Here is a 23,915-nt window from a genome sequence, read left to right on the forward strand (position 1 = left end):
AATACGAGCGAAAAACTCTAACTACAAACGGCGGGAAAATCGGGTTTCAGAGCAGTCACGTATCCAACACATCAGACCGCTTCAAACTGAGCCTCGGCTAAGTCTGCGTTGATGTGCGAACCGAGAAGAAAGCGATAATTTACGGGCGCTACAGAATTCGTCACTTTAGGGCTCGGAACGGAGATCCGTGGCGGCGCTACATCTCTGCTCCTTGAGACGAGAAGCGTCGTCACATCCCGACCCAGAGTTGCCGTTCACCTGGACACGAGCGCCGCAGTTCAGCTTCCCGAAAGCGGACTTTGGGCGTCGATGCAGCAATCGCCGCGGTTCAATGACCGCTTCTATTGGTTCAGCCGAACACCAAGCCGCCATCGACCACGAGGTTCTGGCCCGTCACGGCGCGCGCCCAAGGGCTTGCGAAGAACAAGACGGCGTCGGCGGCTTCTTCGGGTGTGGTGACGGAGCGGAGCGGTGTGACGCCCGCGATGTAGTCAAAGACCTCAGCTGGGGTTGCGGAGCTAGCATCCGTGGTTCTGAGCAAACCACCCGAGACCATGTTGACCGTGATACCCCTCGGTCCAAGCTCGGCGGCTGCGGTGCGTGTCAGCGCAAGCAAAGCCGCCTTAGCCGAGATGTAGTCGTGATAGGGCACCACCGGGTTTTGGACAAGGTTTGTGCCGATGGTGACGATCCGCCCAAAGCTCGCATCCGCCATCGCGGGCGTGGTGGCTTGGATAACGTTAAGCGCCCCTAACACGGCGGTACTATGTTGCGAGAGCATCTCGGCGGAGGTCAGTTTCTCGATAGTGGCGCGGCCATCGCCGTCAAAGCTGTAATCAGCCAGGGCGTTATGGATGACAGTCGTAATCTGGCCGAGATCTGTTTCGGCTTGCTTCACCATCTGCGCAACTGCTTCTGCGTCTTGCACATCGGCTTGCAAGGCGACGACGTGGTCGCCCAGCCTTTCGGCGAGCTTGTCGGCGGCAGCCTGACTGTTGCGGTAATTGATCACTACTTTCGCGCCTTCGCAGGCAAACGCGCTGGCGATTGCCGCGCCCAATCCTCGGCCAGCGCCAGTGACGAGGACGGTCTGTTCGCTCAGGGCTTTGCTCATGTTTTCTCCTTCCAAAGATCGTAGAAATGGTGGACTGGCCCATGGCCGTGCCCGACAGTCTGCCGGTCCGCCGCCGCAATCGCGCCCGAGACGTATCGCTTGGCTTGAGCCACTGCCGCGCTTGGGGCCAGGCCCTTGGCGATTTGGGCGGCAATAGTGGAAGACAGGGTACAACCGGTGCCATGGGTGTTCTTGGTGAGGGTGCGCGTGCCTTCGAACCAGTGGAGCGCAGCGCCATCCCAAAGAACATCGGGGCTTTCATCACCGGTGAGGTGCCCGCCTTTGACCAGCGCAACCTGGGGGCCCAACGCCGCCAATGCGCAAGCTTGGGCGGCCATCTCGTCTCGGCCGCTTGCTTCAGGCCTTTCCAGCAAACGGGCTGCCTCTGGCAGGTTTGGGGTGAGGATCGTCGCAATGGGTAGAAGGGTTATGCGCAACGCTTCCATCGCGTCTTCCTGCAGCAGCAGCGCACCGCCCTTGGCGACCATCACGGGGTCGAGCACGATGGGAGGGGTAGGATAGGCGGACAAGGCGTCCGCCACTGCGGCAGCAATTTCGGCGGTAGCGATCATCCCGATCTTGACCGCATCGACGCGGACATCTGCAAAAACAGCCTTGATCTGCGCTCTGACAAAATGCGGCGGCAACAGTTCGACGCCGGTCACGCCTTGGGTGTTTTGGGCGGTGAGCGCGGTCACAGCTGCCATCCCATAGACCCCGTTGGCGGCAAAGGCCTTGAGGTCGGCTTGGATGCCCGCTCCACCAGAAGGATCGGAGCCAGCAATAGTCAATACATTCTTGATCATGAGGGGGGCTCCTTCGTTTGCTGTAAAGCGCGGCACAGATCGCGGGCCGCGCCTTCGGGGTCAGGCTGACCGCAAATTGCGGAGACGACAGCGATGCCGTCACATCCCGCACGCAAGGCATCGGCAGCATGTACTTGCTTTAGCCCGCCGATGGCGACAGTGGGGACCTGTGCTAAACGCGCCATATCGGCCAAGCCGGCTAGGCCAATCGTCGGCTTGTGATCCAACTTGGTTGACGTCGGAAAGACCGTCCCGAGGCCAAGATAGTCCACAAGTTGGGGATCTGCTGCCGCGACTTGGTCTGGCGTCTCACAGGATAGACCAATGATCTTATCTCGCCCGATATGCCCCCGCGCGCGGGTAGGCGTCACGTCCTCCTGGCCGATATGGACGCCGTCCACATCGGCTGCGGCCGCCGCCTCAAGATCATCGTTGATGACCAAGGGGACGCCCGTACCGCCTAAGACGCCTTTGAGTGCGCGCGCCGCCTCAATACGGTCGCGCGTCGAGGCATCCTTGTCGCGCAACTGCACAAAGCTCACGCCTCCCCGAACTGCAGCCTCCACGGTCTCGACCAATGCCGGACCAGGGCAGAGGCTAGGGTCGGTCACCAGGTATAACCGAAGGCTGTTGGTGGTTAACGCCATGAGACGCGCGTCTCAGCAAGGTCACCCGGTTGCAGCGCATGCAGCATATCTAGGAAAGCAACCGAGAAGCTGCCGGGTCCGTTGGCTTCTTCACCTGCCCGCTCGCCGGCTTCGGCGAAGTGGAGGAAGGCAGCGATCGTTGCCTCTAGACTGGGGGCCACAGCGGCATAGGCCCCTACCAGCGCAGTGAGTGAACAACCCAACGCTGTAACTTTCGGCATAAGGTCTGAACCACCCGTGATGCTGGCACTCCGCGCACCATCCGTAATGAAATCAACAGCGCCCGAGACTGCTACGACGCAGCCATGGTTGCTTGCCAGGGCCTCGGCCGAGCTATGTGCATCGCTAACGCTATCACCGCTATCGGCGCCCTTACCTGACCCTGCGCCGCCAGCCAGCGCAATGATCTCTGATGCATTCCCCCGCACGACGGTTGGTTTAAGTGCGAGCAAATCCAGCGCGGCATTGGCGCGATAGGCCGTTGTGAAATGAGCAACCGGGTCGAGCACCCAGGGCACGTCGGCTTTGTTCGCGGCGACAGCGGCGGCCTTCATGCTATCTACCCATGGAGCAGAAAGAGTGCCTATGTTGATGGTGAGCGCCCTGGCAATCGGGGCAAAGTCCGCCACCTCTTCGGGCGCGTGGATCATGGCTGGAAAAGCACCAGCCGCCAAGGTCACATTCGCCGCAATGTTCATCGCGACATAGTTGGTGATGCAATGGACGAGCGGTGCCTGATTGCGTAGCGCATCAAAGGCATCATTGGGTGTCATGCAGTCTTTCCTTTTCTCAACAACGGAAAGACGCGACAGACCGAGCGGGTCTATTGGTGCCTCCCTCCGCCGGCATTATCCGGTTCAGGTTCAAAGGGTGCATCTCAGCCTCGCGGCGCCCCTGACAGCTTCATGGATAATCATTTGAGACGTGAGGTCAACCAAAGTTCAGGACGCCGTGGACCGACACCAGTAGCTGACATCCGAACGGCATGCAGTATCTGGCGCTTTGGGGCTCTCTCCGGACATCGGAGGCAGCGTGGCATCCTAAAGATGGGGCGGTTCTGACCACCATCGCTTAGCGAGACGTTGCTGCCATTCATCCGGACACTTGTTAAACTTGTGGCATGCAAGTTCGAACCGGCAGAACCGAAGATGATATCGTCGTGGCGATTCAGATCGATTTAAGTGTGACTGGCACACACGAAAGAGCCTCATACATTGAAGCTGTGGCTGAACGCGGCGGTCTGAGACTTGCCCTTGATCAGGGCCGAATTGTCGGGTTTTGCTGCCTTGATGACCACTACTTCTTTGAAAAAGCGTTCGTCTCTCTTCTCATCGTAGACCAAGGTTCACGTCGGCGCGGTGTTGGACAAGCCCTGCTCGAAGCGACGGCTTCAGAACGGCCTGAAACCTGGACATCGACCAATCGGTCAAACGTTGAGATGCGCGGGCTACTGTCGAGTAGTCAATGTACCTCTCTGTCGTATGAAGAGAGGTGTGCCCTGCGAGGTACTGAACATCCCGCAACGAGCCGCCAACGTCTGTAATCTTCTTGGCGGCATTGGTGATGAACGTTCGCCTGCCGCTGTGAGATGAACAGCCCAACAGGCCAAGGTCACGATACCAGGACGCAAACATGTTGACGATCGCCTGCGGGCTTGTCCTGTCGGCTCGCTCGGTTCGAATGACGTGCTCGGACGGGCCGAATGCGGGACGAGGAGGATGCTGCCGTTGGGATCACCATCTCGAAGGTCTACTTTCGCCACTATTTGGTTACTTGGAGCTTAGGCGAACAATCGTCTGAAGCGTTCTAGCCTCAAGGTGCTGCAGCGTAGCCATACCAAGCTGGAGCGGCCTCGTCCGAATTGAACGCATACATCTGATTGCCGAAGTCATAGTGCCAGAACTCGGCTGGATAGTTCACGAAACCAGCCTGTGTCATTGCATAATAAAGCAGCCGACGATTCAGGAGAGCCGATGTATTCGGCTCAATCTCGCCGCAAATCACGCTGCGCTCCAGATGATCAGTGTGGGCGACCGGTCCTAGATCGTCGAAAGCGGCGCCCAAATCCAAGACCGCACCATCCCCTAGTGATTGAAGCATCACATCCACCGAGCCACCTGTTGAATGCGTTGGCCATGTGGAGGAATCTGCTGGGTCAAAGCGTCTCGGGTCTGAACTATACTGGCTCGTCAGTTCAACGACCTCTGCATTCGCAAGATCCGGGTTTTCGCGTGTGAACTTGGACAATGCCCATGACCAAAGACCCTTTTGGGTCTCTATTGGGCGGTAGGCATCATAGACGACGAGTTCACAACCTTGATCAGCGAGGAGTTCGTTAGCCCGATGCAGCATTGGCACGAGTCCGGAGCGACATAACACCCGCGACATGCTTCCCTCAATTCGGCGCTCGTAGGGCGCATTCGATCCATCCGCTATGTGGTAGTATGGCACTGCGGCGATACCATGCTCAATGACATCGACAAGCCGCTCTTGCCCACGAGGGTCTCCCGTATCAACACGCACGGCGTGATAGCCCCGTGTGTCGCCACGGTCGTCAGTGATTGGAATAAATGGAAGATCGAAAACGTTCATTACTGGAACATACAACCGCACCCACCGGAAAGCACGGAGCAAAGAGGTCAATAGTGCTTTCCGGCATCGATCACTCGGACAAAACTGTAGTACGGAATATGCATTCACGGACCGCGGCGTCACCACAGCCGCCATTCGTGTCGGGCGCAGCATTCGGTAAAAAGGGCTCGAAGCAGACTTGCGGCTGTGTGGCGCGACAAGAACAGCGGATTCGGAAGCATTGAGGTCGGCAAGGCGGACGAAGCGTCTATTCGCTTCTGCTGCACGAATGTCAGTTTTGTGAGGGAAGCAAAATGAGTTCACACCTCCATACGTCTCAGGAAGCCGTCGATCAGCCGAGGCAGGTCTGGGTGTTCTGAGCTCCCAGGGTGATCTGTTTCCGGAAGAATTTCTAAGGAAAAATCTGGGAGAAGACCTTCGAGTCTTTCAATCGTTGCTCTCTCCGGGTCCTCTGAGCCTGCAAGACCAAAAACCGGTACGTTCAAGTGCGTCAGGGCAGCCTCTGGGACATCTATGACCTCTGGCATTCATGCGACGATCGCCTGAAACGCCTCGAAGTCAGGACTTGGAGTGAGCCACGCTTCCCCTTCAGCAATCGCTTGGGGCAGCCAGCCTAGTATGTCCGCGTAGCCCTGCAAAGCGACGTCCAGCTCCGGTCCCGGCCAGCCCGACGAGACAAGGAAAACGGAGCGTATTCGACCGGGAACTCCAAAGCTGCTCTCCAAGCGACTTCTGATCCTTGTGAGAAGCCGACCAGATGAGCAGTGTGATAACCTTCGACATCCAGAATACAGAAGACATCTTCAATCATCCGCATCCCAAAGCCTTCGGGCCTCTTCGGACGACCGCTATCGCCGTGTCCGCGGCGATCCGGGAGGATAACCGTGAAGCGCTCGCTGAGACAGTTGGCGACGCCGTTGGTCAGTCGAGGCCCGGCCTTCTGATCCTTTCGCGCCCGGTCTCCGCGCCGGGCGCTTCCTGGCAACTGGCTAAAGAACCGGCCAATAAACCGGACATAGTACCGGATTATATCGAGCTTTCATTCCGATTAAGTATATGATAACGTTTTTGTAGATGCAGGTTTGGATATAGCCTGAGAACCGGACAAGAAACAGGCCAAGAATGGCACAAGACGAAGGCGAAAGCATAGGGCTCTTTGAGCCGCTGATGGTGAGCGAGGGTTCGCCCCACCGGGGCGGGTTGAACGATCTCGCCCTGGAGCTTGCCGAAAAATCGGCAGCCTTCCGAAGCAGCTTGCCGGAGTCGACTGCGGCGGCACTGGCTGATCTCGTGCGTGCGATGAACTGCTACTACTCAAACTTGATTGAAGGCCACAACACACATCCCATCGACATTGAGCGTGCGCTGGACGACGACTACAGCACCGATCCGAAGAAGCGCGATCTTCAGCTCGAAGCCAAGGCCCACATCACCGTCCAGAAATGGATCGATGAAGATGGCATGGCGGAACTGCCAACGGCTCCCGCCTCGATCATAGAGATGCATCGACGCTTCTGCGAGCTGGTGCCTGAGGACCTTCTATGGGTCGAGTATCCAGGCACAGGCGAGCGGGTCAAAGTCGTGCCCGGAGAGTTGCGGGAACGCTATGTGGAAGTTGGTCGTCATGTTGCTGTTAGTCCCGGCGCTGTGCCGCGATTTATGGATCGGATGCACGAAGCCTATGCGCGCGCTGGCCGTATCGAGGCGATCCTGGCCGCCGCTTGCGCTCATCATCGGCTTCTTTGGGTTCACCCCTTTCTGGATGGCAATGGCCGTGTCGCGCGCCTGATGTCTTATGCCATGCTGCGCAACGCACTCGATACACGGGGGCTTTGGTCCGTCGCGCGCGGCTTAGCGCGGCAGGAGCAGGAGTACAAAGCCCATCTGCAAGCCAGTGACGGGCCAAGGCGTGGTGATCGCGATGGCCGTGGCACTATGAGCGAAGCAGCTTTGGCATCGTTCACAGAGTTCTTCCTTCGTACCAGCATTGATCAGGTCGAATTCATGCGCACGCTAATGCAAGCAAACCGACTGCGGGATCGCATCATGATCTGGGCAGAAGAAGAGATGCGCGCGGGAGTCCTGCCGCCGAAGTCAGATATCGTGCTGAAGGCAATCCTGTTCCAGGGCGTGCTGGAGCGAGGCGAAGTGGATACCATGCTCGGTATGAGTGATCGTGCTGCACGGCGCATCACCTCAGCGCTGCTTAAGGCTGGCGCGGTCACGTCCGATAGTACTCGGGCGCCGCTCTATCTTGCCTTTCCTGCCAAGTATGCGGAGCGCTGGATGCCGGGACTGTTTCCAGCGGCTTAGAGGCGGAATGGCTTCACCAAGAAAACCTTACCTTCGAAACCCGGTTGCGTCTGCAACCGGACTAGGCACGCGCCAATGAGCGGGGGAAACTGTCAAGATCGAAAGCCTCGGTGTGGTGCGGGCGCAGGCGTATAGCGACCAAAGTGATGGTTGTTAGCACCGGAGCGGCAGCGAGGTGCGGGTTGGGTCCGCGTCGCTGACGACGGAGAATGAGGCCTGGGCGCTTGGGGTCGGTGTTGAGGGCCGCTATGCGTGGACTGACCGCGTGGATCTCTTCGGCGAGGCCTCCTATGCCACCGGGCTCGGCAACGCCGGGGATGCCAGCGCCCTCAGCGCAAGCGCAGGTCTCAAAGTGATGTTCTAGAAACCCCGCACCGCCGCCGACATCTGGACGCGTGCCAAGCCAGCCTCCATCGCAGAGACCAGCTTGAAGCACAATCAGCCCGCAGTGCGGGCCTGGCCAATTTATGGATGTTTCGAGACATTCATTTATTTAGGTTAAACCGAAATGATGTATTTATCCAATAAGGTCATTGGTATCGAGCCCGTACTCCTCAATGTCCTGATTGATCCCCATTCGCCCATCAATGATGAATAGCACGAAAACGGTGTCGTCTCGAAGCGTGTAGTAGATGTTGTAACGCTTCTGAAAGATCAGACGTCGGATGCCGCGGGCTCATGGTATAGGTGCCCGAGCAGGGGATTGCTGCTCAAGTGCTCCAGGATTAAATGGTCAATCTCGTACTGAAAAGCCTCAGCGTAGTCCTGCGAGTAGTCCAAGTGGTACAGGTAAATCGGCCACAAACCAACAACTGATCGCTCAAAAGCTGAGATGTGACGGTTAGGGAAGGCGGCGGTCTGCCCTGCCGACCGCCGAGGGCGGCCTCGGAGGAGATCGATCACAGTCGGAACAGGATCGGCCTTCTTGCCAACCCCTTGCGCACGATCCGCATCCGTTTGGGCGTGTGAATTGGCTGGATCAGATTGTTGGTCTCGGTCGTGGCCATCATGTGTGTCAGACCGTCCTTGCCCTTGCCGCGCGGTTCCTCCCGTTCGAAGCGCCAGAGCTCGGTGACCGCGAAGGTGGCCGGGCTCTCGCCCTTGGTCTCGTTGAAGGCCGTCACCAAGGATAAGGCACCGGCGCTCGAAAGTGCTGGACCGCCAGAGGCCGTTCCTGACGAACTTGCCGTCTCTCGGGTTGTTCCATGCGTGCGGTCTGATCGGCTTTCCGATGCTCTTCAAGACGTTCGGGGTCCGGAAGCCCTACCGCATTTCGAGGAACTCGAGATGACCGCTCGACCCGAGGCGAACAACCGGACTTTGGCCAGTAATCACTGTGCAGAGCGGTTTGAGCCTGATGAGAGACACGATCCCAAAGGATGGGAACGAAACGATGAAAAGAATCTGACCTAAATGCCCGATTAGAGAGGCTGCTGTCTGCCAATAGCGACCTAGGGTCAGGACCCATTGATTTCCGTGCAGCGGTCTGATTCACGGTTCGAAAAACGAGCGGTGACCATGCCTGATCTTTTCTGGCTGACGGATGCGCAGATGGCGCGTCTTGAGCCCTTCTTCCCCAAGTCCCACGGCAAGCCACGCGTTGATGATCGACGTGTGCTGAGCGGCATTATCTTCATTAATCGCAACGGGTTGAGATGGCGCGACGCCCCTTCGGCCTATGGCCCACACAAAACACTCTATAACCGTTGGAAACGGTGGAGCGACAAAGGCATCTTCGCCCGGATGATGGTCGGCCTAGCTGCCGAACACGGTGCAGACAAGACTGTGATGATCGACGCCACCTACCTGAAAGCCCACCGTACCGCGACCAGTTTAGGCGTCAAAAAGGGGGGCGTGGACGCCTGATAGGTCGAACAAAAGGCGGCATGAACACCAAGTTGCATGCCATCTGCGACAGTCAGGGTCGTCCGCTCAGCCTCTTCGTCACCGCTGGTCAGGTCAGCGACTACATTGGCGCGCGGGCAATGTTGAGCAGTCTGCCAGATGTCGATTGGCTGCTCGGGGATCGTGGTTACGACGCTGATTGGTTCCGAGAAGCGTTGAAAGATAAAGGGATACGTGCCTGCATCCCTGGCCGGAAGCAGCGGAAGAAACCGGTAAAGTACGACAGGCGGCGCTACAAACGCCGGAACCGGATCGAGATCATGTTCGGCAGGTTGAAGGACTGGCGGCGTGTGGCAACCCGCTACGACCGGTGCCCGAAGGTCTTCCTGTCAGCCATCGCCCTCGCAGCACTCGTCATCTACTGGCTATGAGATGCTGTAACGGGGCCTGCGTCACGCACGACCGTTGCCACTTGTCAGACCAGCACGGCGCTGTCGCCATTCCCGTATTGACCCTAGATGGAGGATGACGGGATGAAGCTATTTATCGGATTGGATGTGTCGTTGGCGAAGACCGCAGTGTGCGTGGTAAGCGAGCATGGCCGGATCGTCAAAGAGGCGGAGACTGAAAGTGACCCGGAAGCTCTGGCGCACTGGTTGGACGAACTTGACGGCAGTATCGCAGCGATTGGCCTTGAGGCTGGGCCACTGTCGCAATGGCTGCACAGAGGGCTGACCGAAGCTGGCCTGGAGGCGGTGCTCATGGAAACACGGCAGGTGAAAGGAGCGCTGAAGGCGATGCCGATCAAGACGGATCGGCGCGATGCAGAAGGGATTGCACGCCTTCTTCATCTCGGCTGGTTCCGCCCGGTCCACTGTAAATCCGTCTCTGCTCAGGAAACCCGGGCGGTTCTCGGCGCTCGAAAGGCTATCCAGCAGAACATGATCGCTCTGGAAATGTCGTTGCGCGGACTGCTGCGGAACTTCGGCCTCAAGGTTGGTGCGATCTCCCGCGGCAGGTTCGAGACACGCATTCGGGAATTGGCAGATGGCAATCCGATGCTGGAAACCGCAACAGCGCCAATGCTACGCGCCAGAGCAACGTTGCGACAAGAACTGGCAGCCCTTGAGAAACAGGTACGCCAGCTCGCCCAGGACGATCCAGTGTGCCATCGTTTGATGACAATGCCGGGGATCGGTGCAGTCGTCGCACTGACCTTCCGCGCAGCTGTCGATGATCCAACCCGCTTTCGATCTTCAAAGCGGGTCGGACCGTGGGTTGGCTTGACGCCTTCACGCAACCAGTCCGGAGAACGGGACCTGTCAGGCGGTATCACCAAAGCTGGTGACGTCAATCTGAGGAGGGCGTTGTGCCAGGCCGCAACCGTCATGATGAACCGCGGCCGATCGACATGGCTGAGAACCTGGGGAGCCCAACTCGCGCAGCGGCGCGGACGCAAAATCGCAATGGTCGCCCTCGCACGCCGTATCGCTGTCATACTTCATCGGATTTGGGTCGATGGCACAACCTTCCAATCAGATGCGGCGCCAAACCCTGCCTAACAGGATGACACCCCACCCGTTGCCTGCCTGACCGCAGGCCTTTGAGGTCCCGCAGGGACGTGGTTCCGATGATGCCGTGGTCAGGACAGTCGCCGACTTCAATCAAGCACGCCTATGAGATGGGCACATCGGAATTACATCGAACCAGCATCATGTTGGCAGCCGCCGCGCTGACCACGAACCGAAGCATGTACCCAAAGGATCTCAGCCGTAGGCCGCGAAAGAAGCCAGGACCGGCACCAAGAATATCAAAGAACCTCTACGGCGGGTCAATTGTTGTGCGCAAAACCGCTTGACTGGGGTGCCTCCGTTACCGAAGTCCTGACCCTAAGGGTTAGAGTAAACGTCCCAGTTGTGTCATATTGGATGCCATTACTATAGTTGCCAGTGTTACATGTGATGGCGCTTCCAACGGTTTGGTTCGGGGATTCGCCCGCGCACCCCCGGACCGCAGTCGCCTGAGCCGCTGCCTGGCCCGCACCACCCGCAAGCAGCGCCGCAGCTGTCGCCACAACCGAGAGCCCTGGCGCAATGCTCGCTACCCGGCCTTTGATCTTGGTCAAGCGGCCACCTCGAACAGAGACGTTAAGCGGGCGAAGGGCGGGCTGGGTATCTGAGGACTGGTTTGTCATTTTTGAAACTCTCCTGTGAGGGACTCGAGCACAATCGAGGCAAGGCACCGCCCTGCCCGTCGAGTGGTCAGTGGGGTGGCAGAAATGCGGGCATAGGTATGGGGATCGGCATCGGCCAGAGGCGGTGTGGCAGCCTCAGCCGAAAGCGAGCCAACGAGTGGGACGGCCGCGGTTCGTCCGCGCCGTCCGTTCTAATCCAGGGGAAAAAGTGTAGGAGGGTTGCAGCTGATCTCTCATCGGTGACCGCCACATCGTGCGTCACGGAAAGCGCGTATGACCGCTCCAGGCCATCCAATCCAGATACAGGGACCGGAGGGTCAGCTAGTCCACAAGCTGTGGCCGACCTTGGGCCGGGTGTCAGACTGTCAGGAGGAGAAGACCGGTGAGTTCTGCTGCCTACGCCACGCGCCCGATGAACCGATGATACGGCCGCTCAACTCAAGCCGCAAGCAAAAGGCTGAGTTAAGTGCAGATATTATTGGCGCTTTTTGCATCGCAAACTCAGGCAGGTGTCCATCTATGGATTGCGTGCGCATTCAGACTGTCCATATCAAAGGCCAATACACGTCAGATGCAAAGGCGACCGTCCAAAACAAAGTCTCTTTTCCATCCCAAGCTCCAACCCTTGTTCATCTAGCCTAATCACCCTCCCCTTTTCTGGTAAAAAGGGGAGGGTCGGGCGCGTAGCGGATCAGTCTTGGGCAACGATCCACATAACTCCCACCGTATGAAGAACCTAGACCCAGCTTTCTGCGAAGAGTAATACTCCCTTTGAATACTTAAATAGATACGAGCTATGACACTCTGCTCTTAGTTAAAAACGGTGGAGCACGGCTCTTTTGGGCAGTCTTCCAATACTCGACAATCTGCCGACTACGCTCCTTCGCGACAGTTCTGGCATTGATCACCAACTCCCGGCTCAATTCCGCGATGTCAGCTTGCGGTCGCCGTATCGCTGCTATGAATAGGATGCAACGAACAATCAAAACACCTGGTTTCAGAGCGCGGCGCTGAAACAGTTGGGCCGCAGCTGTTCGAGCCCGGTCACGGGCCGACATGCCAGGGCGTCATCATAGCGAAGTCCTATTTAAATATAGGAGTCTAGTATTTTCGGTCCGGCACTCTGAGTCTAAGATCGGATAGCACGTGAGTTAACTGGATGCAGTTGCGAGCGTCAAATCTGAACCTTCTACAACGCGAGCAGGCCGCATTCATCTCTATAAGGCCAGACGCCCGATCAGAAATATCTCAACCTGTCGCGACTAGTCCCGGTCGCGACATAGCCGAGCGGAAAATCCACTTAAAACGGATCGAAACAGCTTAGACAAACGAGCCACCTTGTAAGTTAACAAACCCAGGAAATAGGAAAAAACGGACTAATGCATATTTCTAAAACTGATCGGGTCGCCAAGATGATGCTTGTTATTGGTGCTGCTTTGGCTTTGTCTGCCTGTGCGTCCGGCGTCGACATTACTACTGAACCTGTCAATCCCATCTACAATGCGCAGGGAGCGAGACAGACGGCCAACGGAACAGAGACCGTTGAGGTTCGCACCTTTGTTGGCCGCCGACAGGAGATAACGGACGTACCTTGCCAGATCTCAAGCCCGTTCTACGCGGCTAGAGTTACGACCCCGGCGCAAATCATCCTGCCGAGCTTTGCCGAGCAGACGCCAGCGATCACAATGAGCTGTACGCATGAAGGAGAAACTCGCAGCGCCAGTTTTACCCCTGTGAACCGAACGGTCGAAAAAAGGACGCGTGCATGGGGTGGGGGATTGCTGACCTACGCGATGGTGGCTGGCTCTACCAAAGCCGAAAATAGCGTCTTCGGATACAACCAGTTGCGCATCGACTTTGGTCAGGCAGAGTAGGCACTACACCGGTTCATTGAACGCAAACCATGCGCCCCATCACCTATGTCGATCGTCTGTTCGCGGATCCCGCCAGGCCACGCTTTGACTTGGAGCCCCTGTCTCCAAAGACCAAATCGCTTCGCCGGTTCTTTGGAGTGGCGACCTCTCTATCTCAGCATCCACCTGTTCGGGGGAGAGATATGGGCCCGTTGGGTGCACAAGGCCAACGAACAGCGTGTCAATCGGCATCCAATCCTGTCCCCCCTATCGGCGTCCAATATTGACCCCCTTGGCGCTGAGCTGGCCCCGGCGCCGCGTAGTCTTCAATTTACGCAGCGGCTTGGCGTTACGCCCGGTTCTTGAAGCGCCAGCTTTCGTTTCCGGTTTCGACGATTTCACAATGATGCGTGAGGCGGTCGAGGAGCGCAGTGGTTATCTTGGCGTCGCCGAAGGCCAGGTTGGTGGTGACGATGATCGAAGTGCGCTCGTAGAGCTTGCTGATCAGGTAGAACAGGAGATAACCCAACTCGTCGAGGGTCAGGAGGTCGAGGCGGGAGATTAGGTCTGCGGTGCGGCCCTGCCGCTTGGCGCGAGCTTCGGCGTCGAGCGTGTTCATCAGATCGACGACGTTGAAGAATCGCCCCCGGCGTCCGGCCCGGATACAGGCCAGGGCGATACTGACGGCGAGATTGATCTTACCGGTTCCAGTGCCGCCGATCAGCACGAGATTGCGCTGATGGTTGAGGAAGTCGCCGTTGGCCAGGTCGCGGATCAGGGTCTCGTTGACCTCCGCCGCTTCGAAGTCGAACTCTTCGATTTCCTTGGCGAGCGGCAGCTTGGCGATGGTCATCTGATATTTGACCGATCTGGCCTGCTTCTCCCTGATCTCGGCGGTTCAGCAGATCGCCGATGATCTGTTGGGGTTCATGCTGGCGTTTGATGGCGGTGGTCGGTGTCTTATCATAGGCCGCCCTCATGCCGTAGAGCTTCAGCTGGCCTATTGCTCCACCACGTCCGAGCGTTTCATTCTGTGTTCTCCTTAAGCTGTCATAGCGGTCGCAATTGGCGGCGGGCTCACATGAGAGCCGCAGTGCGTCAGGCGTCGCAATTAATAGGGGCGGCGGCGGTTCTTCGTGTGCCGACTGCGCCGTTTCCACGAACCGCCAAGGTTCCCGAAGCGAGTTGAAACATCGGCCCTAGGCATACCCGCGGCCATCGTCGCTGATATGGATTTGGAGAGGCCTCCAAGGTCATCATATTCCAGCTCAACGCCGGCCTCGGTCGCGTCCGCATCAAGAGCATTCCAAACGAACTCGGATAGCACCTGAATCGGTGACGCTTTCGATTGACGTTCGATGAAGTCGTCTTGGATTTCTACGTTAAATTCTTCGGCGCTTAAAGCTCCCGTGGGTCTTGTCCGCGCAAGATGCGGACCACCTCGACCAAATCAGAATTGATGATGCGATAATAGATCGTATGCGGATGATGCACGCTGCGCCTGTATCCTTCGCGGTAGTCTGATTTCTGAAACTGCATCGGTGCGTCGCTGATCTCGGTCAAATGTACAATCAGACTGTCGAAGTAGTTATCTGCACGAGCAAGCTCGAAGGTCTCGATCCCGTAGCGATAAAGATTTGTAAGGTCTTCGTCCGCTTTCGCGGTCAGCCTATACGCCCCCATCGAGACGCAATTCTTGCTTCACGGCAGCACGAATCTCTTCAGGTGTCCGGTCGCTAACGCCGCTCTTCTCACCTTCCACCAGAGCGGCAATAACTGCCTCTCGGTGGTTGCTCTTGGCTTCCAGAAGTCGCAAGGCGTCACGCATGACTTCACTGGCAGATTTGTACCGCCCGGAGGCCACTTGCCCTGCTACGAACTCTTCAAAATGATCGCCTAGCGCAACGGATGTATTCTTCATTTCGTTGACCCTTCACCCCCATATTACCAAAACTTGGTAGTGTTGACAAGGATCAACGAGTTATGATTTGAGCGCCATGCCCTTTTGGACCGAACAGACAATAGTGAAGGCTTAAGCATATACTCTTAGTCTTGGGGCTCATAGCTGCAGTGAACAGATCTGGGTGGGGCAAGGCGTGACTGAGGCTACTGCTAGCCTAAAGATGCATAAGCCCTTGTATATGAAGTTTAGTGCGGACCTTGGCTGGTCCTCCCACTCATTGAGAAGATTGATTCAGTGGCGCAGGTGGTACGACGTTACGCGGTCAATGCGAACCTTGTTTTCAAATGGCTGAAGGATGCGCGGTTTGCACCAGAAGCTGAGGGAACAGACGAGGAAGCAACACTTCTGCCGATTGAGATCGAGGCAGGTGTTGCCCTCAAAACAGCGCCAATCGACTTGCCAACCCCACGCGGTCGAGTCAAGTAATACGCAAGTTCTGTGCTCCAGCCTGGGTCCAACGAAGCATTGTAAATGCCCTCCCCAGCCAATTGTCCATTCTGTCTTTCTTAGGCGAGCAGCCCAAGGTGCAAACCCGTCACGCCTTTGTCTCCACTTATGCAATGCAGTGCTCCTCCGGCACTCACGGATGCTGGCATCGCAATGCGTGTGTTGCATTACACTCTTATTGCCTAAGAACGCAAAAGGACTGGTACTTCGGAGACTTTGGCGAAGAAAGGAGCAAACGTTCCTTCTCAATGGTTCTTTGCTTGCGTAATATAATCTCAAAAGTCGAACCTGACCTTCACCGCCATGCGAAACGAATGCAAGATGGGCTCACATCAGTGTTTCACCACTCACGTCGCGAAGCTCCGTTTTTCAGGTGGAGTTGACCGTGCAATGAGAAAGATGCCGCGACTTTAACAAGTCTTGGGCCAATGCACTCATGAGCTCAGCGCACAAGTGCGCCACCTGTATTCAGTCGTATTGAAAACTGTTTCATAACATCGCCGCCTCGTGCGATGAACTCCATAAAAGGAATCTTATAACGCTGCGCCGAAGCAGCAAGCCAGTCTTCTATTGTACGATAGCCTTTAGCTATCAGAGCTAAGCTGGGTCAGCGAATAGGGCCCAAGTTTGCGACAGAGCGCCTCCCGTCCGGGTTGCGCATGACCACAAAAAGCTATTTTCTATCAATAGTCTTTGAACAAATGCGCTGTCTTGATGAACGGTCGACATACAGAGTTTCTATCTGGATGCCTGTCTATCGATCTGGAGGTGGATCCCAGGACAGCCAAAGTCTTTGCTTTCGCGGCAGTTCGAAGCGATGACCAACCGGCTTTGAAATCGGGAACCGCCTCGCTTGAGCAAAACCTTGACCGCCTGGAAGACGCCATCGCTGGCATCTCGCATCCGATTGGCCACAATTTCCTGCGCCATGATATGGAACACCTGATCGCTGCCAGACCGCGGCTGGCTCAGATCATGCAGGCACCAATTGATACATTGTGGCTGAACCCGCTGGCCTTCCCACGCAATCCCTACCACCATCTGGTTAAACACTATCAGGACGGGCGGTTGGCTGCAGGGCATATCAACGACCCCGAACTCGATGCCCGGCTTGTCTTTGAAGCGTTGGCCAATCAGCTCGACGCATTTCAAGAGCTTACCAAAAGCGAACCAGGTGCGCTTGCAGCCTATCACTACCTTACAACACGAATGGGACAGTCGAGCGGGTTTGATGCCGTTTTCAAGTACCTGCGGAAAGCCAATTGCCCACCGCAGGATGAGGCCGTCGCTACTATCCGTCGGATGCTGGACGGTCGGGCTTGTGGCAAACGGATCGAACAGACTCTGGGGCGGCTTAGCAATCCTCGAAATGGGTGGCCTATGGCCTATGCGCTATCCTGGATCACCGTAGCGGGCGGGGACTCCGTCATGCCGCCGTGGGTCCGGGCGCAGTTCCGCGAGGCGTCGCTGATTGTCCGGCATCTCAGAGATACATCCTGCAAAGATCCCAACTGCCAGTGGTGTGCGGAACAGAATGACCCAGTCCGCGCGTTGAACAGGTGGTTTGGGTTTGACAGTTTTCGCTCCCAGCCTGTTGACCCGGATGGTCGTCCCTTGCAGGAGCGCATTGTCGATGAAGCTATGTCCGGAACCAGCCTGCTGGGCATCCTGCCGACTGGCACCGGAAAGTCCGTTTGCTATCAGGTACCCGCGCTGTCCCGATTCGATAAGATTGGGGCATTGACCGTAGTCATATCACCGTTGGTCGCCCTGATGGCTGATCAGGTGCAAGGGATGGAACGGGCAGGTATTTCTTGTTCCGTTACCGTCAATGGTCAGATGTCCATGCCAGAACGGCAGGATGCGCTGGACAAGGTCCGCATGGGAGATGCGGGCATTCTGATCATCTCGCCCGAGCAATTGCGCAGTACATCCATCCGCTCGGCTCTTTCACAGCGCGAGATCGGCCTGTGGGCCATTGACGAAGCGCACTGCGTTTCGAAATGGGGTCATGATTTCAGGCCGGATTACAGGTATCTGGGACGGTTCATTAAAGAGTTCTCCGGCGACCAGTCCCCTCCCCCGATCCTCTGCCTCACGGCGACAGCCAAACCGGAAGTGGTTGCGGACATCGTAGAGCATTTCAAGTCTCGTGCTGGGGTCCAGTTGCTCTCCTTTGATGGCGGGGCATCGCGAAAAAACCTGACATTCGATGTCAGGCATACGGCCAAGAACAGCAAACTGACCGATGTCTTGAACGTAATAGAAGAGTTGCTGCCATCAGAGGGTCGATCCGGTGCCGTGGTCTATTGCGCGACGCGCAGGGAGACCGAGCGCGTTGCTGAGTTTCTGAAGTCGCAGGGCATGGACGCAGCACATTTCCACGCCGGACTTGGGTCCGATGACAAACATGACGTTCAAGAACGGTTCCGGGTCGGAGACCTGCGGGTGATCGCCGCCACCAATGCCTTCGGCATGGGAATCGACAAACCCGATATCCGGCTGGTGGTTCATTCCGACATTCCGGGATCGCTGGAAAACTACCTGCAGGAGGCCGGGCGCGCCGGACGCGACCGGGAAGACGCAGATTGTGTGTTGCTTTTCGCCGGGGATGACGTTGAACGCCAGTTCCGGTTGTCGGCCAGCTCTCGCCTTGCTCGGCACGAAATCGGGGCCATCCTGAAAGCGCTGCGTTGGATTGACGAACGCACGCGCAAGACCGGCAAGATTGTCGCCACCGCGGGAGAGATCGTCCGGTCTGAAAACGATCGCGAGTTCGAGCGGGACAGTGCAACAGATGACACACGGGTCAAGACAGCGGTGTCTTGGCTTGAGGAAGCAACGCTTGTCTCACGCGAAGAGAACCGTGTCCGGATTTTCGCGTCCTGCCTGAGGGTCCACACAATAGACGAGGCAAAACAACGGCTCGGGCGCGCGGACATTACTCAAACGCATCGCAAAGCACTATTGGCCATTGTCCAACATCTGATGTCAACGCCTGCAGATGAAGGAGTCTCCACGGACCAACTCTGCGGCGTTAGCGGATTGACACCGGGCGCCTTGCCAAAGGCGATGGCCGATCTTGAAAGCTTTGACATCGCGCGCAACGACGTTGCGATGACTGTGTTCATCCATGTCGGTGTGGCGCAATCCTCTTTTGCGCGCCTCACACAGGCCACAAATCTGGAACGGGATTTGATCGCGTCGATGCGAGAGTTGGCACCGGATGCCGACAAAGAGATCCCAATGCCACTGAACCTGTCTGAAACCTGCCAGCGTCTGCGCGATCAGGACCACGCCGATGCCCGCCCCGATGTTATCGACAAACTGATCCGGGGTATAGCTCGGGATGGCAAGGGGCAGGATGGTGGCACCGGCAATATCCGGCTGCGCAAGATCAGCCGGAATACCTTAAACGTTACGCGGATAAGATCATGGGATGTCATTGCCCAGACAGCTGAACTTAGGTGGCAAGCGGCCGGGATTCTGCTGAAGTATCTAACGGGGCGGCTCGACAAAGGCGCGCGCGGCAAAGACCTGCAGGTTGAATCCACTGTGGGGGAACTATTGGCGCAGATCGCACAGGATGCCATTCTGAAATCCAGCGGTTTGCGCGACATCACCAAGCTTTTGGAACGCTCCCTGCTTTGGATGCATGAGCAAGGCGTGCTGACATTGGGCAAAGGATTGACCGTGTTCCGCCCTGCCATGACAGTCTTTCTGAATCCAAAAGGTGGCCAGTTCACCCAGTCCGATTTCCTGCCTTTGGAGGAGCATTACGCCGAGCAGACGCTCCAGACCCATGTCATGGCAACCTATGCAGAAACAGGTCTGGACAAGATGGCGGATGCTGAGCGTTTGTCAGAGGACTACTTTCTGCTCAACAAAGAGCAGTTCATGAAACGCTGGATGCCGGGCATGGCCCGCGAGGTCAGGCGACAAACCACCAGCAAGTCATGGGCCGCCATTGTCGAAGACCTGGGCAACAAGGTTCAGCAGGACATCGTCATGGATGACCGAGAACAGACCAACGTGCTGGTTCTGGCCGGCCCCGGATCCGGTAAAACCCGCGTTTTGGTGCACCGGATCGCCTATCTGTTGCGGATGAAGCGCGAGAACCCGCGCGATATTTTAGTTTTGGCCTATAACCGCTATGCAGCTGCTGAAATCCGAGTTCGGCTGAGGGCTCTTGTTGGGGACGATGCGGTGGGGGTTACGATCTCGACTTGCCATTCGCTTGCCATGAGACTTGTCGGCGCCAGTTTTTCGGGGGTTCACGCTGCCACAGAAGACTTCGACGACGTCATTATGGAGGCGGTCCGCCAGCTCAGCCCCGAAGGACTGACCAAAGCCGAGACCGAGGCGCAGCGCGATAGCCTGATACAGGGGTTTCGCTGGATTCTGGTAGACGAATATCAAGACATCGGCCCCGAGGAATACGCGCTCATTTCCGCCGTGGCAGGCCGCTCTCTTGAAGATGCCGATCTGAAGCTCAGCCTGTTTGCCGTGGGAGACGACGACCAAAACATCTATGCTTTCAACGGGGCCTCCATCGACTTCATCCGCAGGTTTGAAGAGGACTACAAGGCCAGACCGTCTTTTCTGGTCGAGAATTACCGGTCAACGTCGCACATTATCGAAGCGGCTAATCAAGTCATTTCGAAAGCGCCTAACCGGATGAAGATCGATCACGAGATCAGGATCAATCAGGCGCGGGCGTCCCAACCCAAGGGCGGACGTCTGGAGAAGGTAGATTCCATTGCCCACGGCCGGGTACAACTGCTTGATGTTCTGCCAGGTGACATGCCGCAGGCCGCAGCAACCGTCGATGAGTTGATCCGCCTCTCCCGTCTGGATCCACACTGGAATTGGTCTCGTACAGCGGTGATTTCCAGAAACTGGATAACTCTGGATGCGGTTCGGACCTATGCCGAAGCGCAGGGGCTGCGCGTGGACATGGCCAACGAAGATCTTCCAAGTGTTTGGCGCCTCCGAGAAACCCAGCGCTTGGTGTCGGGATTGCGCAAGAAACAGGGAGAGTTACTGAGCAGTCAGGATGTCTTCATGGTTCTGAATGAACAGGCTCGCAACAGATGGGTGGATTTGCTGGCCGAGGGCGTGACCGAACTGGCCCAGGAGTTGGGCACCAAAACGATGCCGGTGACTGACATCATTGAATGGATTGCGGAGTGGTCCCGGGATACACGCGGCGAACAGCGCGGGCTGCTTTTGCTGACGGCGCACAGGGCGAAAGGCCTTGAGTTCGACCACGTCGCTATTCTGAATGGCGGCTGGACAAGGGTTTCCAAAGAAGAAGATACCGAAGCTCCTCGCCGCCTGTTCTACGTGGCGATGACCCGTGCACAGCAAAGCCTGACAGTGCTAACGTCCGGAGTGCATCCTTTTCTGAAAACTGGGTCCGAGTCAGTTCTGGTCAGGCGCGTGGTACCTGATCCCGACAGGATCGCCTTGCCCGCAGTCAAATACCAAATGCCTGCGCTCGATATTGTCGATCTGTCTTTCGCTGGTCGGCAGCGAGATACGCACGAGGCGCACCCGGCTGTTCGTTCTGCAAGAGTTGGGGACAGCCTCTCCCTTATGTTTCAACAGCCTCATTGGGTTTTGCTCGACGCCAGAAGCCGTGTCGTCGGACGTATGGCCAAATCGTGGAAACCACCCCGTGGGCATGCGTTCATCTCTGGTCAGATCGGGGCCATCATCAACTGGCGGAAGGTCGACAGCATCGAAGACTATGTACACTACTATAGGCGCGACAGCTGGGAGACCGTACTACCAGAGTTGATTTTCCGGCCTGAGAATGCCGAGACCTCACTTGGTCCGCAGGCGCAGACAGTCCCCGATTTCGATCAGATGGACAACGCCAGGCAATGTCCAGCCAAACAAGAGGCCGACCCGCCAGCAAGAGATAAGTGAGGTGCCCCTCGTTTCCTAGACACCCGCCTCCGTCAGTTTTTACTGTCTGATTTCGAAATCAACGGGTGACAGCATGCCGTTGTGCCAAAACGCGATCTGAAATCCATTATCGCAAGGGCAGTCGCCGCTGCAAGGTCGTGGAATGAACTCGCAGCAGCACTGGCAGAAAATAACGTTATGCTAGCGGCCAAGGGCGGAGGCCTTGTTGTCAAAAACGCATCGACCAGTGAGGAGATCAGCAAGATTTCTGCCCTTGGCTTCAAGTACGTCGATTTGATCCGCCACTTTGGCGAAGGCTTCCCGGACCACCACGCGACATGGCTGGTCGAAAAGACCTTAAATGACAATTACGTACCCAAAAGCCCAAAACGAACGGGAAAGGCCAGAAATCGCAGGAATAAACCCAGCGGTGACGAAGACTGATAGCTCGTGCCACATGTAGCAACCAAACTCAGTTTCTGGCGGCCCAAAGCGGCCTCTCACCCTAGCAATACAATGCCGCAGTCGCATCCCGCATTGCGGACATTCACGATTGCAAAAGTCTGTCGCTAGTCCTGCATACTGTAGCGGTCTACTTGGCTCCTACGACTCCAATGCTTCAATTATTGCACGCGATTGACGGCACTCGGCCAGACCAGGCCGGGTTACGAAATACAGAGACGCCGTTGTGCCATTTGCGCAAATGGCACGCTCTGAAAGTGACCCATGTCGTGTTTTGGCGGCAAGTAGCAGTGCATCAAGTTCATTAGACCAGATCAGTTCGACGTCATCTGTTGTGCGCGTCTCCCGAACATAAGGATCAAGCTCCTTTGAATGACGAGGCCATCCGTTTGGCAGGCTGTCAGCGACGAGGGGATCGACGCCCAAGCTCAACTTCCGACCGTTGAGCGCTGGGGCAACCGCCTCGGTCGCGTCTGTCAGAACGTCGAATGCGCGCGAAACGTCTGGGAGGTAGGCCGCGCCTTCTCGCGTCAACAACAATCCCTGTGGCATACGTCGGAAGAGCGAGATGCCAAGGGACATCTCCAACCGCTTGACCTGCTGACTGACGGCACCAGCCGTTACACCAAGCTCGGCCGCTGCCGCCTTAAAACTCAGATGGCGCGCGGCCGCTTCAAACGCTTTGAGGCCGTTCAAGGACGGGAATCGATAGGTCATGGGGTCTCGTAGCACGCATGGCGGGCGCAGTAGACCGAGATTTTCTAACGCTCGCGCTCAATTTCTATCGTTTGAAAAAGGCAGGCCGATCCGCCCAAATCCCCTCAACAAACAGAAAGAGGGTCTGATGACGATCAGATGCAATCCCCCGACCAGATGGCCGCAACTTGGCCGCCCCTTCCATCATGGCATGGTCGAACCGAAAGGCCGCGTTCTTCATATGACGGGGCAAGTCGTTTGGGATCATGATGGGAATGTCATCGGGAAAGACGACTGTGAAACGCAGGCCCGGCAATGCTTCGACAATGTCGAAAGCATCCTGAAGGCAGTCGGCGGGCGCTTGGACGACATCGTGTCGTTGACCGTTTTCTACCTCGATCCGGCAGACATGCCGGCCATCCAAAAGGTCCGGGCCGAACGCCTTCAACTGACGCACGGCCCCTTCAGCATTCTCATTCAGGTCGCCGGGTTGATCACTCCAGACCTTTTGGTGGAAGTCGCACCCATTGCCGCGATCCCTGATGATCGCTTTCACGAACCAAGATACTGAGGTTGGATTGCCATGAACAAACATGAAGGTTTCAAAGCCATTCGCAGCTTGGACTACGTGATCCTACTTTGTGATGACCTCGCGAAGATGAAAGCGTTCTACCAAGGACTTTTCGAGTTTCAAGTCGAGGAGGATTTTCCGGAACGGATGGTCTTCTTTCGGGTCGGCACGCTGTTTCTTGGTCTAAGGAAACGCGGCCGCCCTTACGACGGGCCAAGCAAGCCGACGCCATCCGCATCCATTCAGATCAGCTTTCGTGTACCGCCAGCCGACGTTGATCTCGCGTACGATAGGCTGGCTGAAGGCAAGAGTGACATGATCGAGCCTCCGACAAACCAGGACTGGCCCCACAGGACTCTGTTTTTTCGCGACCCGGAACATAACATCATTGAAATCTTCGCCGACATTCACCCGCGTGAGACATTGGCTGAACCTTCCGGCGCTCATCAGGTTATCGACTGATGGCAGTTACGAGGAATGGGACCCGCATCCGTGGGCG

20 protein-coding genes, 3 pseudogenes and 1 riboswitch are annotated in these 23,915 nt (G+C 56.9%); of the genes and pseudogenes, 10 read left to right on the forward strand and 13 right to left on the reverse strand.

Features of this window, described 5'->3' with window-relative positions; all coding sequences use genetic code 11:
• Positions 1 to 349: 349 nt before the first annotated feature.
• From GTF44_RS18860 to thiM, 4 genes are read right to left on the reverse strand one after another with little or no spacing between them, the layout of a single operon-like run.
• Positions 350 to 1,114, reverse strand: coding sequence for a 3-oxoacyl-ACP reductase (locus GTF44_RS18860; protein ID WP_171563328.1), 765 nt, complete (start codon positions 1,112 to 1,114; stop codon positions 350 to 352).
• Complete coding sequence (gene thiD, locus GTF44_RS18865; protein ID WP_171563330.1) at positions 1,111 to 1,920, reverse strand: bifunctional hydroxymethylpyrimidine kinase/phosphomethylpyrimidine kinase; 810 nt, start codon at positions 1,918 to 1,920, stop codon at positions 1,111 to 1,113. Before thiD ends, GTF44_RS18860 begins: the two co-directional genes overlap by 4 nt.
• Entirely contained in the window at positions 1,917 to 2,567 is a 651-nt protein-coding gene (gene thiE, locus GTF44_RS18870) for a thiamine phosphate synthase (protein ID WP_171563332.1), read from the reverse strand. Before thiE ends, thiD begins: the two co-directional genes overlap by 4 nt.
• Entirely contained in the window at positions 2,558 to 3,340 is a 783-nt protein-coding gene (gene thiM / locus GTF44_RS18875) for a hydroxyethylthiazole kinase (protein ID WP_171563334.1), read from the reverse strand. The genes thiE and thiM overlap by 10 nt, the downstream gene beginning before the upstream one ends.
• Before the next feature lie 44 nt (positions 3,341 to 3,384).
• Positions 3,385 to 3,473: riboswitch (TPP riboswitch) on the reverse strand.
• 214 nt (positions 3,474 to 3,687) lie between these two features.
• Between thiM and GTF44_RS22585 the strand changes: the two genes are divergently transcribed.
• Complete coding sequence (locus tag GTF44_RS22585) at positions 3,688 to 4,110, forward strand: GNAT family N-acetyltransferase (protein ID WP_171566216.1); 423 nt, start codon at positions 3,688 to 3,690, stop codon at positions 4,108 to 4,110.
• Here GTF44_RS22585 and GTF44_RS22590 read toward each other — a convergent pair.
• The 3 genes and pseudogenes from GTF44_RS22590 to GTF44_RS22595 form a co-directional block, all read right to left on the reverse strand.
• Positions 4,040 to 4,252: pseudogene (locus GTF44_RS22590) on the reverse strand (site-specific integrase); the annotation flags it as partial. The gene GTF44_RS22585 and the pseudogene GTF44_RS22590 sit on opposite strands and share 71 nt — an antisense overlap.
• Before the next feature lie 127 nt (positions 4,253 to 4,379).
• Positions 4,380 to 5,159: a M15 family metallopeptidase gene (locus GTF44_RS18885; protein WP_171563338.1), complete on the reverse strand. Its 780-nt coding sequence runs from the start codon at positions 5,157 to 5,159 to the stop codon at positions 4,380 to 4,382.
• Positions 5,160 to 5,772: 613 nt separating this feature from the next.
• Entirely contained in the window at positions 5,773 to 6,039 is a 267-nt protein-coding gene (locus tag GTF44_RS22595; RefSeq protein WP_367383444.1) for an alpha/beta fold hydrolase, read from the reverse strand.
• A gap of 242 nt (positions 6,040 to 6,281) precedes the next feature.
• Between GTF44_RS22595 and GTF44_RS18895 the strand changes: the two genes are divergently transcribed.
• Together GTF44_RS18895 and GTF44_RS18900 are read left to right on the forward strand one after the other, a co-directional pair.
• The gene (locus GTF44_RS18895) at positions 6,282 to 7,472 is read left to right on the forward strand and encodes a Fic family protein (RefSeq protein WP_171563342.1); all 1,191 of its coding nucleotides are present in this window, start codon (positions 6,282 to 6,284) and stop codon (positions 7,470 to 7,472) included.
• A 175-nt stretch (positions 7,473 to 7,647) separates the two neighbouring features.
• Positions 7,648 to 7,836 carry an autotransporter gene (locus tag GTF44_RS18900; protein WP_171563344.1) on the forward strand — a complete coding sequence of 63 codons (189 nt, stop codon included), beginning with the start codon at positions 7,648 to 7,650 and terminating at the stop codon, positions 7,834 to 7,836.
• A gap of 535 nt (positions 7,837 to 8,371) precedes the next feature.
• On the opposite strand, the gene GTF44_RS18905 is transcribed toward GTF44_RS18900, so the two are convergent.
• Complete coding sequence (locus GTF44_RS18905) at positions 8,372 to 8,599, reverse strand: hypothetical protein (protein WP_171563346.1); 228 nt, start codon at positions 8,597 to 8,599, stop codon at positions 8,372 to 8,374.
• Between the two features lie 391 nt (positions 8,600 to 8,990).
• Between GTF44_RS18905 and GTF44_RS18910 the strand changes: the two genes are divergently transcribed.
• From GTF44_RS18910 to GTF44_RS18920, 3 genes are all read left to right on the forward strand, one after another.
• Positions 8,991 to 9,748, forward strand: a protein-coding gene (locus GTF44_RS18910) for an IS5 family transposase (protein WP_171563349.1) whose coding sequence is annotated in 2 segments (ribosomal slippage) — positions 8,991 to 9,312 and positions 9,312 to 9,748 — 759 coding nt in all. Because the reading frame shifts where the segments join, the coding sequence is not laid out codon by codon here.
• A gap of 102 nt (positions 9,749 to 9,850) precedes the next feature.
• Entirely contained in the window at positions 9,851 to 10,879 is a 1,029-nt protein-coding gene (locus GTF44_RS18915; protein ID WP_171567903.1) for an IS110 family transposase, read from the forward strand.
• Positions 10,880 to 12,890: 2,011 nt separating this feature from the next.
• Entirely contained in the window at positions 12,891 to 13,385 is a 495-nt protein-coding gene (locus tag GTF44_RS18920; RefSeq protein ID WP_171562666.1) for a hypothetical protein, read from the forward strand.
• A gap of 328 nt (positions 13,386 to 13,713) precedes the next feature.
• Here GTF44_RS18920 and GTF44_RS18925 read toward each other — a convergent pair.
• The 4 genes and pseudogenes from GTF44_RS18925 to GTF44_RS18935 all read right to left on the reverse strand — a co-directional run bounded on the left by GTF44_RS18925 (position 13,714) and on the right by GTF44_RS18935 (position 15,285).
• Positions 13,714 to 14,344, reverse strand: a pseudogene (locus tag GTF44_RS18925) (ATP-binding protein).
• A pseudogene (locus GTF44_RS22180) lies at positions 14,328 to 14,509 on the reverse strand (IS21 family transposase); the annotation flags it as partial. The pseudogenes GTF44_RS22180 and GTF44_RS18925, both read right to left, overlap by 17 nt.
• Positions 14,510 to 14,762: 253 nt before the next feature.
• Positions 14,763 to 15,047: a type II toxin-antitoxin system RelE/ParE family toxin gene (locus GTF44_RS18930; RefSeq protein WP_171562663.1), complete on the reverse strand. Its 285-nt coding sequence runs from the start codon at positions 15,045 to 15,047 to the stop codon at positions 14,763 to 14,765.
• Complete coding sequence (locus GTF44_RS18935) at positions 15,034 to 15,285, reverse strand: type II toxin-antitoxin system ParD family antitoxin (RefSeq protein ID WP_171562661.1); 252 nt, start codon at positions 15,283 to 15,285, stop codon at positions 15,034 to 15,036. The genes GTF44_RS18930 and GTF44_RS18935 overlap by 14 nt, the downstream gene beginning before the upstream one ends.
• A gap of 1,203 nt (positions 15,286 to 16,488) precedes the next feature.
• Here GTF44_RS18935 and GTF44_RS18940 point away from each other — a divergent pair.
• Both GTF44_RS18940 and GTF44_RS18945 read left to right on the forward strand, forming a co-directional pair.
• Entirely contained in the window at positions 16,489 to 21,708 is a 5,220-nt protein-coding gene (locus tag GTF44_RS18940; protein ID WP_171562659.1) for a RecQ family ATP-dependent DNA helicase, read from the forward strand.
• An 81-nt stretch (positions 21,709 to 21,789) separates the two neighbouring features.
• On the forward strand, positions 21,790 to 22,131 hold the full coding sequence (locus tag GTF44_RS18945) for a hypothetical protein (RefSeq protein ID WP_171562657.1): 342 nt from the start codon (positions 21,790 to 21,792) through the stop codon (positions 22,129 to 22,131).
• 159 nt (positions 22,132 to 22,290) lie between these two features.
• Here GTF44_RS18945 and GTF44_RS22450 read toward each other — a convergent pair whose 3' ends face one another.
• Positions 22,291 to 22,866, reverse strand: coding sequence for a LysR family transcriptional regulator (locus tag GTF44_RS22450; RefSeq protein ID WP_171562655.1), 576 nt, complete (start codon positions 22,864 to 22,866; stop codon positions 22,291 to 22,293).
• A gap of 127 nt (positions 22,867 to 22,993) precedes the next feature.
• Between GTF44_RS22450 and GTF44_RS18955 the strand changes: the two genes are divergently transcribed.
• Positions 22,994 to 23,416, forward strand: coding sequence for a RidA family protein (locus GTF44_RS18955; RefSeq protein ID WP_171562652.1), 423 nt, complete (start codon positions 22,994 to 22,996; stop codon positions 23,414 to 23,416).
• Positions 23,417 to 23,428: 12 nt separating this feature from the next.
• Entirely contained in the window at positions 23,429 to 23,878 is a 450-nt protein-coding gene (locus tag GTF44_RS18960) for a VOC family protein (protein WP_171562650.1), read from the forward strand.
• The last annotated feature ends 37 nt before the right edge of the window (positions 23,879 to 23,915 follow it).

The organism is Roseobacter sp. HKCCD6576-2 (assembly GCF_013179285.1).
Taxonomy (GTDB): domain Bacteria; phylum Pseudomonadota; class Alphaproteobacteria; order Rhodobacterales; family Rhodobacteraceae; genus Rhodophyticola; species Rhodophyticola oceani.